The organism is Paenibacillus harenae, from assembly GCF_030812415.1.
Taxonomy (GTDB): domain Bacteria; phylum Bacillota; class Bacilli; order Paenibacillales; family Paenibacillaceae; genus Pristimantibacillus; species Pristimantibacillus harenae_A.
In genome coordinates, this window is sequence record NZ_JAUSST010000007.1 from 69,732 (window position 1) to 85,878 (window position 16,147).

The window sequence follows — 16,147 nt, forward strand, 5'->3', positions numbered from 1 at the left end:
CTTTGCCTCGAATCAGCCACTATCGTAAAATCCGCCATTATTGTACCATTGAAGAACGATTCCGTATTTGACCGCCTATCCTATCAGTTGACGAATAATCCGCCATCATAAGGAGACGCTCTATGAAAAAATTAAACGAATTAAAGCCATTCCTCGGAGACTCCATGCGTTACTTATACGATGGCAGCTGGAACGAGAAGCTGCGCGTATGCAGCGTCTACGCCTTTCATCTGTTCGAGGACGGCCCGGGCGAGATGGAAGTGAACGGCAAGCTGTACCCGATCGAGCGGAAGACGCTTATTTTTTTGCGGCCCAGCGAGCCGCATGCGTTTCATGTAAAGGCGGGACAGCCCCTCTCCTCTTACAATCTCTATTGCGATATGTGGACGACGGATGCGGCCAGCCCGGTCTCGCTTAACCGGCATTTCATACATGCTCCCGAGCCATTCAAGTTCGAGACCGTCTCGGCAGAGGAGACTTGTCCAGAGCTCGACACGCTCCCAAGCCGCTTCACGCTTCAGCCGTTTCCATGGCTATACGACTCGTTCGTGACGCTTGCCAAGCTATTCGAGGAAACCCGCCGCTACCGCGCCGAGCTCGCGAACAGCCTGCTGTATGCCTGGATGCTTAGCTGGTACAATGCCGTTCATACCCGTCAGCCGAGCGACTATCGGATCGTCAAGCTGCTCGCTCATCTGGACGCGCACCCGGAGGAGCGATCGTCGGTTGATGCGTGGTCGGCCATGTGCGGTCTGAAGCGCTCTTATTTCCATGCGCTGTTCCAACGCGAGACCGGCTACTCGCCCAGCGCCTACCGCCATAGGCTGCTTATGAAACGGGCTGCTCATCTCCTGATCGAGACCAGCCTCTCCGTTACCGACATCGCGGACAAGCTCGGATACGCGTCCATCCACCCGTTTACCCGCCAATTCAGCTCTTTCCACGGCGTCAGCCCGCGTGCTTATAGGTTTCAGTCCAGAGGTGCGGATCGCTAACTGTGGCACGAGTACGATTAGCGTCACTCCGGGAAAGTAAAGGTCTCCAACGCCAAAAAAGCCTTGATTAGCTCCATTTCGGAAGCTATTCAAAGCTTTTTCCGCAAAAAGATATTTTCCGCTCTATTAGTTGCCTGTAAGGACACTATTCGCCCACATTATGCGTGCAGCGGCCGATTAGTGCTCAAAATTAACACTAGGTATGACAAAAGATTGGCCCACGTCGACAATTGTTGGACTGTCACCCTCGGCCTTACGGACACAGAAGCCCTTATCTGCAGCAAAATCGCAGTTAGAGGCAAGCTGCGGACACTAGATACCCTAACGAAGAAAAAATCAGCTTCTGCAGCTTATTTCCTAGCGATTAAAGTCTTGCGTGTCCGCAAGCTTACTCCAAACGCCCCTCATCGCTTTACTAGGGTCCCCTCAGTCCTTAGCCGCTTAAGCAACGTTGGATCAGCAGCGCGGGCGCCGATTCGCGCTGTACTACCGCATTACGGATTCAGGTCGAACAAATCCAGCTGCTCCGCGGCAGGCTGTTCCCTCTCCTTCGGCTCGAGCGGGTCGCCGCCGTCGGGACGGCGCTGGCCCAGCATCGCCATCAGCTGCTTGGCGTTGTCCGCCGCATCTCCGCCGGAATTGTTGTTGAAGATGACGCAGACGTAGCGGCTGCCCTGCTCCAGCAGACGAACCCGCTCCGCCCACTCCGTCAGCTCGGTCTCGTTATAGCGATATAAATATCGCACATCCCGCCAATTCGACGCGCTGCTTTGCTTCCAACCGGACGCATTGCGCCCGTGCATCCGCACGATCGTCACTTCTTCATCCGTCGTCTCCAGGACGGTCGGCACCGAGCCCGGATGAACCTGCGGTTCGTCGCATACGCTATGAATCCATTGTTCCTTCTTCATAAATTCGATCGTCTTGTCGCGGAAATCCGGCGCGAACCAGCTTTGGTGGCGGAACTCGAGCGCGCAGGGAATCCCCTCCATGCGCCGCTTCGCTTCCCGCAGCAGCTGTACGTTCTCGCGCGTGCAATCGAACCACGGCGGGTACTGGAACAACGCGGCCCGCAGCCGTCCGGCGGCAACCGCTGGCTCAAGCATATGACGGAACGCACCGAACATGCCGTCCTGCAGCGCCCCGTTCTTGGCGACGGCGGCCGCAGCTCCCGCTCCCCGCAGATGGCCCGTCATTCCTTGATACGCCTTAACGACAAAGTGAAGCGTAACCGGCGTATCGCCCACCCACTTGGCGAACCGCTCCCGAGGTTGTATCGCATAGAAGGTGCTGTCCACCTCGACGACCGGAAAATGGTTCGCGTACGCGCCCAGCTTCTCGTTTGCTCTCGTGCCAGACTTGTACAGCCGATCCTGATCGCCCCAGCCGGCCAGTCCGATATGAATCGGCATGCCTTTCACCCCATTCGTTTCCTTTTTTCCCTTTACTATAAATGGAAACATTGCCGCAATCAAATTCCGTTATTAACTCAATCTTATTTTATCAAAATGAATATCTTCCATTTTTATACACATACTAGAAATGCCCCGTTTAAGCGGCTGCAAACCATGATCCGTATGTGGAGGGAAACGATACACGATGAAAATTATCGCAATAACGGCAGCACTGCTGCTTATGCTTCAATCGCAAGCGTTCGGAGCCGCAAATGCCCACGAAGGAAATGAGACTGCCGGCGCTTCGATTTCGATCGTGAATGCGGAAAACCAAGCGATCGGCAAAGCGACCTTGACTCAGAAAGGCGACAAGGTGATGATCCATCTTGAAGCAGAGAAGCTTCCTCCGGGCAAACACGGCTTCCACTTTCACCAGTTCGGCAAATGTGATCCGCCGGACTTCAAGTCGGCGGGCGAGCACTTCAATCCGACGCATAAGCAGCATGGGTTCAACAATCCGAAGGGCTTCCACGGAGGCGACCTCCCGAATATCGAAGTCGGCGCGGACGGCAAAGTAACCGCGGATCTCGAGACCGCCGTTGTCACGCTTCAGCCGGGACAACCGAATTCGATCATCAAGGCAGATGGCGCAGCGCTTGTCATCCATGAGAAGGCGGACGACTACGTAACCGATCCTTCGGGCAATTCCGGCGGCCGCATTGCTTGCGGCGTCGTAAAGTAGGCTTTAACGCAAAGAAAGCATCTCCGCTAGCCCAACTCAGCTAGGAGGAGATGCTTTTTTTATGAGCTATTGAATCGAAGCCAGAGAGACTCGGCGACACGACAAACACCAAACCTAGGCACAAAAAACAGGCTATACCAAGAGAGGACCTTGTCGTCTACTCTCAGTATAGCCTGTTCCCATTCATTCGATATAACTATACTCCGTGAACGTCGCTGCTTGTCCTCTATAGACACCCGCTTCGTCGATCACATTCCAAACCGTTGCCTGCTTGATATAGAAGCGCCGGCCCGTGCTCGATATTCGAATGCTCGTGTAGTCGTCAACATAGCCATAGGCTGTTACCAAGGTGAAGAATCTACCGACTCGCGGTTGACCAGCTCCCTGCCTGTCCAGCGCAAGTAGCTGTCCATAAGCAATAACGCATGCTCCTCCGTCGCTCCAATGCCTGTCCTCAACGAATCAGTCATAGCTTACGCCTCCGCGGAATGCATGGTTATAGCAGCGTCTGCATACCGGCTTGTAATCTTCATTGCCGCCTACTTGAATCTGCTCGCCCGCGTTGATCGGCTGGCCCTCGCGGAAGCGAATAACCATTGTAGCCTTGCGGTCGCAATACCAGCAGATCGTCTTGATCTCTTCGATCTTGTCCGCTTGCACGAGCAAATAGTAGCTGCCCTCGAACAGCTGATTCTGGAAGTCGTTCTTCAGCCCGAACGCCATTACCGGAATGTTCAGCTCGTCTACGACCCGTGTGAGCTCCAATATATGATGTTTCTTCAGAAACTGCGCCTCGTCAATGAGTACGCAATAAATTTGTTTATGCTGTACCCCGGGATTCAGGAACGACTTCACGCTCTCGTACAGATCGGTCTCATCGTGAACCGGTATCGCGTCGCGCTCGAAGCCGACGCGCGATCCGACTCGGTCGATGTTGCCTCTGGCGCTTACCGACGGCGAAAATATAAGGACCGGCTTTCCCTGCTCTTCATAGTTGTGTGCGACCTTAATGATCTCGAACGACTTGCCGCTGTTCATCGTTCCGTATTTGTAATAAAGCTGTGCCACGCGTATCTCCTCCACCTAACAGATCAGTAAGCCTATTATACAGGAAGATGACGGCGTAACGGATAACAACTTTATAAGGTGGCGATCATCTGATTCTGATTAAGCAGCTGTTTGCGAAGTGCCTTCTTTTTCTTTGTCGCTCGACAAGAACCAGCCAAGTGCGGCAATGATAATAAGCACGATGTAGAACGTCAGCTTCCAGCCTGTCGAATGCGCGAAGTGCTCGGAAACAACGCCAATGGACGGATGCGCAAGCGTGATGACGGCCAGCTTAACGCCGACCCAGCCTACGATGAAGAATGCCGCAAGCTCAAGCCCCGGCTTGCGCTCCAGCAGCTTGACGAATGCGGATGCCGCGAAACGCATAATAAGCAAGCCGATAAAGCCCCCAAGAAAAATAACGGTGAATTGTCCAACATCCATACCGCCAAACGTACCCAAGCCTGTTGGCGGAAGCGCAACTGCAAGCGCAACTGCTGCAAGAATCGAGTCGACTGCGAACGCGATGTCGGCAATCTCGACCTTTACGACCGTCATCCAGAAGCTGCTGCCCTTCCTCTCTTTGACAGGCTTGCCTGCTGCCTCGTCGGCTTCGTCCTCGGCTTTCTTGACGATCAGCTTTCGGAAGATGTGGTTACACGCAATGAATAACAGGTAAAGCGCTCCAATTGCTTGAACTTGCCATACGTCCACCAAGAACGAGATGGCGAACAAGGAACCGAAACGAAGCACGAATGCTCCGACCAAGCCGTAGAACAACGCTTTTTTGCGCTGCTCATCAGGCAAGTGCTTAACCATGATTGCCAAGACGAGCGCATTATCCGCCGCCAGCAAACCTTCCAGTACGATCAATACGAGCAATACCCAACCGTACTCCAACAACAGTGATAAATCCATGCTGATCCCTCCGTTTTGATTTGTAGTATCTCCCGAGGCATAAAAAAAACCTCTGCCTAAATAGGCAAAGGTCTGGCTAACAACGTTGACGTTGCCAATAAAGCCGGAGAAGGTCATTCTCGTAATGACGACTTTACTGTAAAAGCTACTCCCCTTTGGAGTGTTTCAGTACGCTATGCAATTTGTGCAGCATTCTGATACCGTATAGTTACGAAGCCTATATTGTTTAGGTTTCATTTTTTTTAAAATATTTTTTCCTTAAAAAATGGAATGCGAATAAGGACGGTTGTACCTGCTCCGAATCGGCTTCCGATTCAAGCACCATATTGTACTCCGAATTGCAGCATGATACGCTCATCGACATTGCGAATGCTGTAGCCTGCCTGCTCACCGCTGCTCCGTTGATTGATCTGATGGACGCGTTCCTGATTCATGCCGACGCCGTCGTCGATGGTTTTAAAGAAGATAGTGTCCTTGTCCCGATATGCGCATAACTTGATTGTAACACAGCTTTGAAACAACGCATGCTCCAAAATATTTTCGATAAATGGCTGCAAAATAAGCTTAACCGTATCATACCCATAGATGTCCGCTTCTATGTCGTACATGACCACGATCCGGCTGCCGTATTTGATTTTCTGAATTTCGATATACATCTTCACCTGCTCAATCTCCTTCTCCACCGGAATAATGAACTTGCCATGATTAAGCGTTAGCCGGTAAAACTTCGCGAGACCGGTCACCATCTGATCGAGCTTCTCGATCTCGCCGAACTTGCCAAGACGGCTAATGATGGTGTAAACGCCCTCATTCTTCACAACAAAACAACGGAAGAATCGAAATAAAACGCTTTTATTTGGTTGAATATAAAAAAATCCAGTATCTATTAAGATCCTATAGGATCTACTAGATACTGGATTTTATTGATGATTACCCCTTCATTCGGCCCGCCGCTTCCCGTTACGAACCTCGTTAACGCTATTCCGCCGAATACTCTCCATTTGGAGCAGCAGCGAAACGAGGAAACCTAATTTCAATCCTATTGTGCATAGTTAGCATCATTTGTAGCAAATAACGTTTATACGGTCCGCCAAACTCCAATATAACACTCCAATATAACCCCCAACATCACAAATAACGCTGCTACGATTCTCAACCATTACGATTCCTTTACTTGACCAGCATTCTAATCTTAATTAGCGCCACCAAGATTATAATGAACGCCGTTAGCGCAAGCATCGGTATCGTAATAAAGCCGAACCAGTTCAAATAGTCGCCCTTGCAGGATACTGGACCGCAAGCATTCAACGTGGAATCATGCGGGAGCTTCTGCAGAATGGTGTGGTACAGCGAGAAGCCTCCTCCAATTGCAACGAGCGGCAGCGCGTAAGAGACAATTCCCTTATCCCCCTTGGCATAGGCCACTACGAACAGCAGCGTTAGCGGGTACATGAATATGCGCTGGAACCAGCATAAGCTGCATGGGGGAAAATGCTTCACCTCGCTCAAATACAAGCTTCCCGCCGTTGCCAGAACGGCCACTGCCCATGCAACAAACAACCAAAATGACAGCTTTTTCTCCTGCTCTTCCGTCATGCTAAGCCTCCTGCTCTTTAAACGAACTAAATCTTATTTTCGTTTAAAGCGCCGAATCATCGCATGACTCGAAAGAGCTAATTTAGCTTTTTAATAACAATAGAGGCATTTACGTTTGCTTGTGTGCCGCCGGCTACAGGCTGTAACGTAACCCCGGCAGTTGAAGTGTGATTTCGTAGCGTAATGAAATCACCGGCCGATAAAGTGAGAATCACCTGCCCGGTGGTTATTTGAGTACCGGCACCCGAACCGTATACGGTTCCCGCAACGGGGGCGTTATTATGAAATATCGCAAATTGGTTCGGTTGTACACCCGATACGGAAAAAGTAACCTCATAATCGCCCGTTTCGCTAACTGAAATCGTAGTAGTTCCAGGGGCATGCGTAATACCTGGCGTAAGAATACCATTGGAATCAAAAATAACATCCTCTTCTAATGCAACTACCCGAGAAGTAAGATTGTAAATATACCCATACTGGGAAAGTCCTAGACCTGCCGCACCGGTGGCACCAGTCGCGCCAGTAGCACCAACTACACCAGCTTCGCCTACAGCACCTGCAGCGCCTACCGCGCCTGCTGAACCTACTGCACCCGCTGATCCTACGCTTCCAGCTGAGCCTACTTCTCCTGCAGGGCCGACCGAACCTGCCGAACCCACACTGCCTGCTGAACCTATGCTGCCCGCACTGCCAGCTGACCCTGCGCTGCCCACGCTACCTGCCGATCCTACAGATCCTGCAGAACCAACACGGCCAGCTCTATTTATCCGATTTATTACACGAACAATTCTTTTTTTGATAATAATTTTCTTGCAGCAACTTTTTCTTTTCGGCTTGCATTTTTTCTTTATACCTTTTGGTTTCATTGATGGACAAACAATCGTTCCTACCTTTATGCAACTGCTTTTTCGCCTTGGCTTAGGACAACCCAATGCACACACCTCCATTTTTATTTGTTGTATAGTACTCTCGAAGTCTACTGGAGGCATGGACATTTATATCAATGCGATTAGACGACAATCTATTTTTAGAAAAAATAGGTATATACTAGCATTAGAAAGGTATATATATCGTTCAAGATTTATGGTCAAATATAGTTTGAGTTGTATTGCCTAATACTGCCTATCCCTCAAATCTTTGTCGTCGAACCATATTTGAATGAGTTCTACCGTCTCAGCGCCGCTCAATGAAATGATGTATTCCCCATTGCGGTACATTCCCTCTGTCAAATGTTTGTAACCTTGCGACAGAAGAGTATCGATTGCAGCCATCCTATCGTCCCCAATGTTAATGCTATACACGTCATAAGCTGGATCCCAGAAGGCGATGGAACTTACTAGGCCGTAAAGATCATTGTCTTGATCTCCGGAAAAACCGATTCGAATACCGTTAGCCTCGTATGTCCGAAGATGCCCGCCAGAGCCTTCCACATTCTCGCCTTCGCCAAACGAAGCGATTATTTTCTGCTCGGTTTGAGCGAGTTGCGCACCCGCAGCGGACAGGTTCTCATTTAGGTGAATGAGGGTTTCCTCGTCCCGGCTTTCCTGCAGCAGCAGCCACGCTAGAAGAGCTGCGCATACTACCGCCGCAACGATACCAATGAGTAAAAATTTCCGAGTCCGGGATATCACCATTTCATCACCTCATCCATCATTTTCGAAAACCGCTGCGGCTCATTGATATTCGCGGGGAATTAAAGCCAATTCGTTTCCTTGCTTGAATTTCTCCTCGCCGTCGCAATCGCTGACAGACAAGTAGTCGATCCATTCGCCGTCCTCGCTTTTCTCCTTCACAATCGCAACCCCTTGGCACGTATATGTAGCAACTTTGCCCTGCGCATAGGAGTCGCGGGTCGAATCAACCCTCATCGTAACGGTAGACCCGTCCGATATGAAATCGTAAATCCAGTACCCGCCGTCAAACGCTTCATTTCATTCATCCCCTCTTTCAAGCCATCCTATAACAATCATGGTCCTGAGCCTGCGCTGGCTACATACCAGAAAATTCCCGCTTTTTTCAAATAGACCGCACCTAGTTCGTCGCCCGTTGTCGTATCCATTAAACCGTCGACGTTATATAAATACCCATATTCCGGATCCACTTTGCCTAGCGTCGATATTTCGGCCTTCAGGCTATTAATCGGTTGCAGATGCTCTAAAATATGCCTTCTTATCGTCCATTCAGGCGACAAGAAGCTAAGCGCCCATAGTAGAACGATAACCGCAGCGGAAACTATAACGATTACTCTTTTTCTTATCCTCATGAAGTTCGGATTCCCCTTTCGCACAATAGGATATATTGAATATCTGTATGAAATAACGTAAATTAAATTAAAGAAGTTTAGTAAGAGGAGCGGCGTAACTATGGCTATCAAAGAGCTCGAAGAAGCAGCGTTATTTGAACGCATTCAAAGCAGCTGCGGCAAAGCCGGCATACTGTTCTTCACGCCGTTATGCGGTACTTGCATGGTGGGTGAGCGGATGCTCGAAATTGCCGAAGCGACAGGCGTCTCCACCCCGCTCTACAAAATAAACATTAATTATGCCCCCAAGCTGCGCGACCAGTGGCAGATCGCAAGCGTCCCTTGCCTCGTCGTACTGGACGGAGGCGTTCCTCTTCGCAAGGAATATGCGATGCAATCCGCCCAGCATCTCTATGCGTTGCTTCGATAACATCCATTATTCGTAAGCGCCCTTAACCGCCGGCAGCGCCTTGTACTCATTCTTCCCTTCTACGATGGCGATAATCTTCCGCACCATTTTCGTCATCGTCTCGTTATCCTCGCCGCTATTGCATTCCGACCATTCATAATGTCTCTCGCCGCCATTAATGCGTACGGTCAAGTCATAGCTTGCATGAGGCTCCGCATTGCAAGTACTTGACAGCTTCTTCTCCGCCAAATAATTCGCGAGCACCATTTCCTTATAGATAAGACCTCGTTCTTGAGATGTTAGCTTGAAGTCGTCCAGCTCCGCAACCTCGCCGTTTTGAAGATCCTTGACAAGCTTATTCTCGGCCGTATGAACCTCGTTTTTCTCCGTAATCCCGTAGAGCAAAGTGAATTCGAACAAATCCTGCTCCGCGACGTTGTAGTCCAGCTCCAGGACGACGAATTCATCGTTATCCCCCTGACAACCGGTTAGCGTATAACGTAGCTCTACATCCGATTCACTCTTCTCGAAACCTTTGCAATCGTAAACTTTAACGCTCGGCGACCCGAACTTATCTGCTGTCGTATCGTAACGAAGCTGGAAACCGCTATCGCTATATTTTAAGTCGTAAAATATAGGATCTCCTTCGATCGTGTAATGTACGATGCGCTGCGTACCAGGTTTAAGCTCCGTAAAGGTATCGAGCTTCTCCCAATTGCTGACGCTGTTATGGATGGCAATAACATCGTTCGTATCATTAATATCGTGGTCGTCCCTCCACCCCGCCCCGCTGTTCGTCTCGGCTCGCGTACCCGTTTCGGTTTCGGTTGGTGACTGCGTTGATCCAGTACCTGACCCTGGCTCACGATTGCCGCAGCCCGCTAATGCAAGTGGCAAAATCATCGTTATCGCAGCAATTGTCATTTTCAAACTTCTCATCATGCTCATCCCTTCCAACGCCTTCACTACTAGGCTAGACGTTGCTTTCGCAGCAATTGTTACAGTATATTGAAATTACAGAAACTGGGAGGTCTGCTGTTATGAAGGGAATACGGATTATTGAATTACTTTTCAGTCCGCTGCTTCACGCAATATTAAGTATCTGCTTTATCGATTTGGTAGTAATGGAGACGAGCATCGTTGTCGGCGTTCTGTTTGGACTTCTGATGCTTTTGACGAATATAGCGGCAACCACCTTTACAGCTAACGGAAAATGGCACTTTTTGATTACTTCAACTATTCTGTATCTGCTGTTCTTTATTGGGATCGTTGCTTTTGCCAATCTTAATGGCGGCCCAGCCAGCCTAAACGACGATGGAAACTTCGGAGCCGGGATACTTATATTAGTCATCGGATTGCCCGCATCGCTAGGTACATTCCTGCTCGGCACTATACAAGGCGTTTACCTGAGCCTATTATTTAAGAAAAAGCTCCATACGGCAAAACGACGCTTTTATGCCAAACTGCAAGAATAACTTCGAACATTGGAAGGAGAGCTTAACTATGCCTGATGCTTACGCATCCCAGCTTGACCGGCAATATATCGTTAACCAGCTGGAGGCGCTGCTGCGAATTCCGAGCCCTAGCGGATACTGCATGGACGTTATGAAATATGTGCAAGCCGAGACAGGGAAGCTTGGATACTCGCTCGAAATGACCCCAAAAGGAAATGCGATCATTACGATTCCCGGGCAGGACACCGGACGAGTAATCGGCTTATCCGCCCATGTCGATACGCTTGGCGCAATGGTTCGCTCAATCAAGCCTAACGGCATGATCCGGTTCACGCCGATTGGCGGGTATGCGATGCATACGGTAGAAGGGGAATATTGCCTGATTCATGCGAGGGATGGCCGTACATACGAAGGAACGGTATTGTCGACCAAAGCTTCCGTTCATGTGTATACCGATGCGCGCGATTGGAAACGCGAGGAGGCGAATATGGAGATTCGGATCGACGAAGCCGTGAAGACGAAGGAGGATACCGAGAAGCTGGGGATCGCCGTCGGCGATTTCATATCATGGGACGCCAGGACGCGCATTCTGCCTAACGGCTGGATCAAATCACGCCATCTCGACGACAAAGCTAGCGTGGCCGCGTTATTCGGTTTGCTTGAATGGTTGAAACGGTCGGGGCAAACTCCTGCCCATACGCTCAAGCTCATCTTGTCCACGTACGAAGAGGTCGGCCACGGCAGCTCCCATATTCCAAGCGACATTTCGGAGATGATCGCCGTCGACATGGGGGCGATCGGCGACGATCTGTCAACGACTGAGCTGGATGTATCGATTTGCGCCAAAGACTCCTCCGGCCCGTACGATTACAATATGACGAGCCGGCTCATTGAGCTCGCGAAGCGAGAGCAGATCCCGTATGCGGTCGATATTTATCCGCACTACGGATCGGACGCTTCCGCCGCCCTCCGCGGAGGAAGCAACATCCGCGCAGCCCTTATCGGCCCTGGCGTGCACGCCTCGCACGGCATGGAGCGGACGCATGCCGACGCCGTCGTCAATACGGCAGCGCTTCTGCTCGCTTATGTGATGGAGTCGGTATAGAAGTTACGCGTAACGACTGCCGCATGTAACTCCACTGACAGCAACATTCGGTCTGTATCATTCGTCAATAAATGGAAGGAATTGCGAGATGAATGAGGGAGTGGCTATTATGAAGCTGCGCAGGCGGCGAATCATTTGGACCGTATGTATCGTTATTCCGATGCTTACGATCATCCTTTATTTTTATTGGTCAGCCGATGCTAAGCGCGAGGCGGTTATCCCTGCCGCAACGCGTCTTGTCTCGACACAACCGATTGCTGACGCAGCGCCGGACTGGACCCCTCCCGCAGAACCGTTTGATCCCGATACGGCAGAGCCGCTTGTGCTTTGGAAGAAGGAACAAAACAGCATTTACGTACAGGACTCTCATCTTTATTACTCATCGGACGGAGTAGACGAGCGAGTACTTTATACATGGGAACAATCCCTCACCACACAAGCATGGGTTAGTGGGAATGCCCTGCTTATAGGCACTCAGCTTATCGACAGCAGTTTGGAGCAAGAAGGACATCGTGGTGCATGGATCTCGGTGCAGACGCAGCCTACGCCTGCAATTACGGAGCTAGACAACATTTATTTTGGCCCGCAACAGGTGCTTGCCGTCACGGCCGCCAATGAACCCAGTATATTTCTCATCATGGTGCGCAACGGCATATCCAATTTTTCCGAGTATATCGTCGCTCCCTCACATAAAGAATGGATTCCCAACAACAGCCAAATAACGTTCACGCCGAATCCGAAAGAGCCCGGGACAGATAATCAACTTCGCTATTTCACAAATGTCCATACCTTTCCATTACCTGAAGGCTCGGCCATCTATAGCTTTGCCGACGAATACAGCAGTCTCCTCTATTTTCAATCCGCTTATCCCTATGTGCTTCGTTATGCGGACTACAGCTTAACCGATGTGAAGCAAGTGTTCTCTCCAAAGGAGCACGCAAACCGCCTCATAGGCCGCTTCAGCAATGAAGCTGGCGATGAAGCCCTATCCTATCTCGACCTATCGTTTGCGTATATGCCTTATGAGCCGAGGCTATGGGAAGGCGAGTGGCAGGCCTTGAATAACTCCACTTTCACCCGCGCTACGCCCGAGCAGATTGAAGTGATTCAGTACAAAGAAGACGCGCCTTTCGATACCAATACGCCGACGTATGACTATTTTCCAACGACAGAAGGACGCTTGATCACGACGAGAGGAATGCTTGCGGAGTACGACGTGCGAGGAATGACCCAATATATTTCCTTATATGATTTCGTTAACACGGAAGAAGCGTCTCCCCGTCATCTATGGTCTTCGCCCTTAAAAGAGTTCGCCATCAAGAAAGAAGAACGTCCTGCTTATATCCCACCATACTTCAGCTACGAGATTCCGGATTGGAGTTATCAGGATTTTAATACGAACGAATCGATCCCTGAAGAGCTGCTGGGCGCATTGGAAGAAGTAAGAAGAGAAGGAGATTACGGTTACGCGAAGGTATTCCGCAAATATGGATCGCAATGGTTTGTGTTATACGATCGTTATTTCTATGAATATACGGACGGACAGCTGAGCGAGCTTGGAGAGCTTCCGGTCACGGTTAAGGTCTCGATCGGGGAAGCGGCTGGCGGGCGAGGAGCGATGGACTTCATTCGTTGGAGAGACGCTTGGTTTATCTCGGATACGGAAGGCTCACGCGTCATCAAGCTGAATGACAAGCTGGAGGTAGAAGCCGAGTTCGCTGTTCATACCCCCTACCGGCTAACCTCTGACGGCGATCAATTGCGTATTGCGTCCATCGCGGGTCAATTAACGGTAGATGCGCAGTTTAAGCTACTGAACACCAAACAACTGCCATTCGAATCCACGGCACGCATGAAGAAGGCAATGTTCGATGGATTCATGCCTCATCAATTGTACGACGATACAACATCCGGACTTACTTGGTACTATTTCGACGGTTCCCTTTATCAATATGATGCCAAAAAGCAACAGTATCGCTCTTTTTATGTTGGGTTTACAGTAAACGCCCGGGCAAGTGAGAAAATCATCCCTTATAGGGATGAAGTCGTCTTGCTGCTTGATCACCGCCTGGAGCGGTTCGATCGACAAGGGAACTGGTTAAGCACGCTGGCTTATCCTCGTTCCACTCCGGACGGTATCTATGATATGACGACACAGGGGGAGAGCTCTCTAATCGTCGATGAAACATCGGAACTGTATTATTTAGTTCAAGGCTATCGGATTTTGGCGATTGATTTGGCTCGTAATGAGGTGAATACGGTTTTCCGCCAAAACTATGCTGATATAGGTCCGCTCCTAAGGCACGGAGACAGCATTTACTTCATGCTTCATAGCGACTTGGAAGAGCGTTATCGCCAGCTTATGCAACAAGAAGAGACGAACAGACCGCTTTATACCGAAATCGTGAAGATCGATATGCAAACCAAGACCGTCAGCCGTGCTGTCATTGATGGATATTATGATGCCTTTGATATTGAAGGCAATGCCGGCGATGAGCCTGCTTTCGTATTGAGAAGCTACTTTAATTAAAACAAACGGCAGCCCTGATGGCTGCCGTTATTTTATTGCACAGATAGTGTGAATTCAAGCTCCTTGATGTACACCTTCTCTTTGTTCTCCTGCACGTAAGGCTTAACGAAAAGCGTCTTCGGCAATTCCTTGAACGGCTCAAACAGCAGCACATTCACATACGATTTCTCGTCCGTTCCTTCAGCCGAGCTGCCCCCCAGCAGCGTCGCAAGCTCTCCACGCTCATTCAGAACATCATAGCCCAGATGATCGCCGATTGCCTCCATCTCTTGGCCCGCCTTGAAGTCTAATCGAACCTCCATCTGCATGGTCGCTTCGGTCATTTCCAGCTTGCTAATGCTCATATCATAATCGCCATGCGACTTCGCTTTCTCGGAAGCAAGCACGATATATTGATTCGTCGTCTTCGTAACCGGGAAGCCCAGCTTGAACTCCTGGTTAATGGTCGCATCCTGAATTTTTACCTCGAATTCGAATTGCTCCGGCAGATCGAACGACGACGAACCCGTTACGCCCACATCCGGCTGTATCGTCAGAATGGAAGAATTGTGATGCATAATATCAGAAGCCAGATGACGCGAAACCGCCAGCTTCTCGCCATTCGCGCGAACCTCGATGACATCGCTTGGCGTTTCGCCTTTTTTCAAGGCAGCGATATACGTATCCGTTGATTTGTCCACCCACTTCTTAAGCGGCGGGTTGTTGCCGTCACTCGTTTCTCTCGTCAGCACCATGGAAATACGAGTGCCGTCATACATCATGTCCGAGATCGTGAACGTCACCCCGTTATGGGTTACGCTTGTATTCACATTCTGGATCATTCCTTGCTCAGCCACCGTCTGCAGCCCTGCATCGCCTGCCTGACCGAACAACCCGCCGATAAGCGGCAACTGTTTAAGCGCGCTCGCCATTATTGGCGACACGAAGCCTGAACCTATGAGGCAGATGATGACCGCCGCCGCGGCTGCAACAGCGATACTGACTCTGCTTATGCGGCTTCTCTTTTGAACCAGGGCGGTCTCCCGCTGCTGCAGTTTATCCCATACAGCCTCTGCCGCTTGATCGCTATTAGCGCGGAGATAGGCCGGTTTTGCCTGACGAATACGACTCTCCACATTCATCGCTATCACCTCTTCTTAATAAATTCTCTAATTGTTTCCGTCCTCTTGCCAGTCGCGTCTTCGCCGCTCCCTCTCCGATTCCAAGAGCATAAGCCATTTCTTTGACCGACATGTCCTCAAAATAATACAAAATAATCGGCATCCGAAATTTGGCCTCCAAACTCATAATGCCCGCATATACTTCCCTATCTCTGCTGCGCTCCATATACACGTCCTCGGTACTGGCGATGCTCCTCTCGGGAACATGCCCGGCCAGCTTCTCGCGTTTATGATTCCGAATCGTGTTCAGACATTGATTAATGACAATTCGAACGAGCCACGGATAAGGGCGATCCTTATCCTTCAATTGCCGTACTTTGAGATACGCATTTACGAATGCCTCCTGCACGGCATCCTCCGCTCTGCTCCGGTCCCGCACATACGAATAAGCTACATAGCAGAGCCGATCGTAATAAAGCTCCATCCATTCTTTTAATTGCTTATCGATTTCCAACTGTCTCTCACCCTCTTTCTAATACAATGACACACGAGAACGGAAATGGTTTCATCAAAATTCAGGATAACGCACCAGTACCATAAAAAGTTGGAACTATC

General features: G+C 50.0%; 19 protein-coding genes. 6 read left to right on the forward strand and 13 right to left on the reverse strand.

What is annotated here, in order from left to right; genetic code table 11:
- The first annotated feature begins 122 nt into the window (after positions 1-122).
- The gene (locus J2T14_RS24165) at positions 123-995 is read left to right on the forward strand and encodes a helix-turn-helix domain-containing protein (protein ID WP_307474972.1); all 873 of its coding nucleotides are present in this window, start codon (positions 123-125) and stop codon (positions 993-995) included.
- A gap of 494 nt (positions 996-1,489) precedes the next feature.
- Here J2T14_RS24165 and J2T14_RS24170 read toward each other — a convergent pair whose 3' ends face one another.
- Positions 1,490-2,407 carry a DUF72 domain-containing protein gene (locus J2T14_RS24170; protein WP_307474974.1) on the reverse strand — a complete coding sequence of 306 codons (918 nt, stop codon included), beginning with the start codon at positions 2,405-2,407 and terminating at the stop codon, positions 1,490-1,492.
- 187 nt (positions 2,408-2,594) lie between these two features.
- Here J2T14_RS24170 and J2T14_RS24175 point away from each other — a divergent pair, with 187 nt between their 5' ends.
- A complete protein-coding gene (locus J2T14_RS24175) occupies positions 2,595-3,131 on the forward strand; it encodes a superoxide dismutase family protein (RefSeq protein WP_307474976.1) in 537 nt (178 codons plus the stop codon).
- 183 nt (positions 3,132-3,314) lie between these two features.
- Here J2T14_RS24175 and J2T14_RS24180 read toward each other — a convergent pair whose 3' ends face one another.
- From J2T14_RS24180 to J2T14_RS24220, 9 genes are all read right to left on the reverse strand, one after another.
- Positions 3,315-3,479: an MEKHLA domain-containing protein gene (locus J2T14_RS24180; protein ID WP_307474979.1), complete on the reverse strand. Its 165-nt coding sequence runs from the start codon at positions 3,477-3,479 to the stop codon at positions 3,315-3,317.
- The gene (locus tag J2T14_RS24185) at positions 3,473-3,601 is read right to left on the reverse strand and encodes a hypothetical protein (protein WP_307474980.1); all 129 of its coding nucleotides are present in this window, start codon (positions 3,599-3,601) and stop codon (positions 3,473-3,475) included. Before J2T14_RS24185 ends, J2T14_RS24180 begins: the two co-directional genes overlap by 7 nt.
- The gene (locus J2T14_RS24190) at positions 3,594-4,199 is read right to left on the reverse strand and encodes a thymidine kinase (RefSeq protein ID WP_307474982.1); all 606 of its coding nucleotides are present in this window, start codon (positions 4,197-4,199) and stop codon (positions 3,594-3,596) included. Before J2T14_RS24190 ends, J2T14_RS24185 begins: the two co-directional genes overlap by 8 nt.
- Before the next feature lie 99 nt (positions 4,200-4,298).
- On the reverse strand, positions 4,299-5,096 hold the full coding sequence (locus tag J2T14_RS24195; RefSeq protein ID WP_307474984.1) for a TerC family protein: 798 nt from the start codon (positions 5,094-5,096) through the stop codon (positions 4,299-4,301).
- Between the two features lie 314 nt (positions 5,097-5,410).
- Positions 5,411-5,914 (reverse strand): sensor histidine kinase, encoded by a 504-nt coding sequence (locus J2T14_RS24200; protein WP_307474986.1) that lies wholly within the window; start codon positions 5,912-5,914, stop codon positions 5,411-5,413.
- A gap of 352 nt (positions 5,915-6,266) precedes the next feature.
- A complete protein-coding gene (locus J2T14_RS24205) occupies positions 6,267-6,692 on the reverse strand; it encodes a disulfide oxidoreductase (RefSeq protein ID WP_307474988.1) in 426 nt (141 codons plus the stop codon).
- Positions 6,693-6,769: 77 nt separating this feature from the next.
- The gene (locus tag J2T14_RS24210; RefSeq protein WP_307474990.1) at positions 6,770-7,624 is read right to left on the reverse strand and encodes a BclA C-terminal domain-containing protein; all 855 of its coding nucleotides are present in this window, start codon (positions 7,622-7,624) and stop codon (positions 6,770-6,772) included.
- 180 nt (positions 7,625-7,804) lie between these two features.
- Positions 7,805-8,326, reverse strand: a complete 522-nt coding sequence (locus J2T14_RS24215; RefSeq protein WP_307474991.1) for a hypothetical protein — start codon at positions 8,324-8,326, stop codon at positions 7,805-7,807.
- A 332-nt stretch (positions 8,327-8,658) separates the two neighbouring features.
- Positions 8,659-8,955 (reverse strand): hypothetical protein, encoded by a 297-nt coding sequence (locus tag J2T14_RS24220; protein WP_307474993.1) that lies wholly within the window; start codon positions 8,953-8,955, stop codon positions 8,659-8,661.
- Positions 8,956-9,055: 100 nt separating this feature from the next.
- Here J2T14_RS24220 and J2T14_RS24225 point away from each other — a divergent pair, with 100 nt between their 5' ends.
- Complete coding sequence (locus tag J2T14_RS24225; RefSeq protein WP_307474994.1) at positions 9,056-9,364, forward strand: thioredoxin family protein; 309 nt, start codon at positions 9,056-9,058, stop codon at positions 9,362-9,364.
- 6 nt (positions 9,365-9,370) lie between these two features.
- On the opposite strand, the gene J2T14_RS24230 is transcribed toward J2T14_RS24225, so the two are convergent.
- Complete coding sequence (locus J2T14_RS24230; RefSeq protein WP_307474996.1) at positions 9,371-10,285, reverse strand: DUF4362 domain-containing protein; 915 nt, start codon at positions 10,283-10,285, stop codon at positions 9,371-9,373.
- Between the two features lie 98 nt (positions 10,286-10,383).
- Between J2T14_RS24230 and J2T14_RS24235 the strand changes: the two genes are divergently transcribed.
- The 3 genes from J2T14_RS24235 to J2T14_RS24245 all read left to right on the forward strand — a co-directional run bounded on the left by J2T14_RS24235 (position 10,384) and on the right by J2T14_RS24245 (position 14,432).
- Positions 10,384-10,818 (forward strand): hypothetical protein, encoded by a 435-nt coding sequence (locus J2T14_RS24235; protein ID WP_307474998.1) that lies wholly within the window; start codon positions 10,384-10,386, stop codon positions 10,816-10,818.
- A 28-nt stretch (positions 10,819-10,846) separates the two neighbouring features.
- Complete coding sequence (locus tag J2T14_RS24240; RefSeq protein ID WP_307475000.1) at positions 10,847-11,902, forward strand: M42 family metallopeptidase; 1,056 nt, start codon at positions 10,847-10,849, stop codon at positions 11,900-11,902.
- Between the two features lie 88 nt (positions 11,903-11,990).
- The gene (locus J2T14_RS24245) at positions 11,991-14,432 is read left to right on the forward strand and encodes a hypothetical protein (protein WP_307475002.1); all 2,442 of its coding nucleotides are present in this window, start codon (positions 11,991-11,993) and stop codon (positions 14,430-14,432) included.
- Positions 14,433-14,464: 32 nt separating this feature from the next.
- Here J2T14_RS24245 and J2T14_RS24250 read toward each other — a convergent pair whose 3' ends face one another.
- Entirely contained in the window at positions 14,465-15,553 is a 1,089-nt protein-coding gene (locus J2T14_RS24250) for a DUF4179 domain-containing protein (RefSeq protein WP_307475004.1), read from the reverse strand.
- Positions 15,501-16,046: an RNA polymerase sigma factor gene (locus J2T14_RS24255; protein WP_307475006.1), complete on the reverse strand. Its 546-nt coding sequence runs from the start codon at positions 16,044-16,046 to the stop codon at positions 15,501-15,503. The genes J2T14_RS24250 and J2T14_RS24255 overlap by 53 nt, the downstream gene beginning before the upstream one ends.
- Positions 16,047-16,147 lie beyond the last annotated feature (101 nt).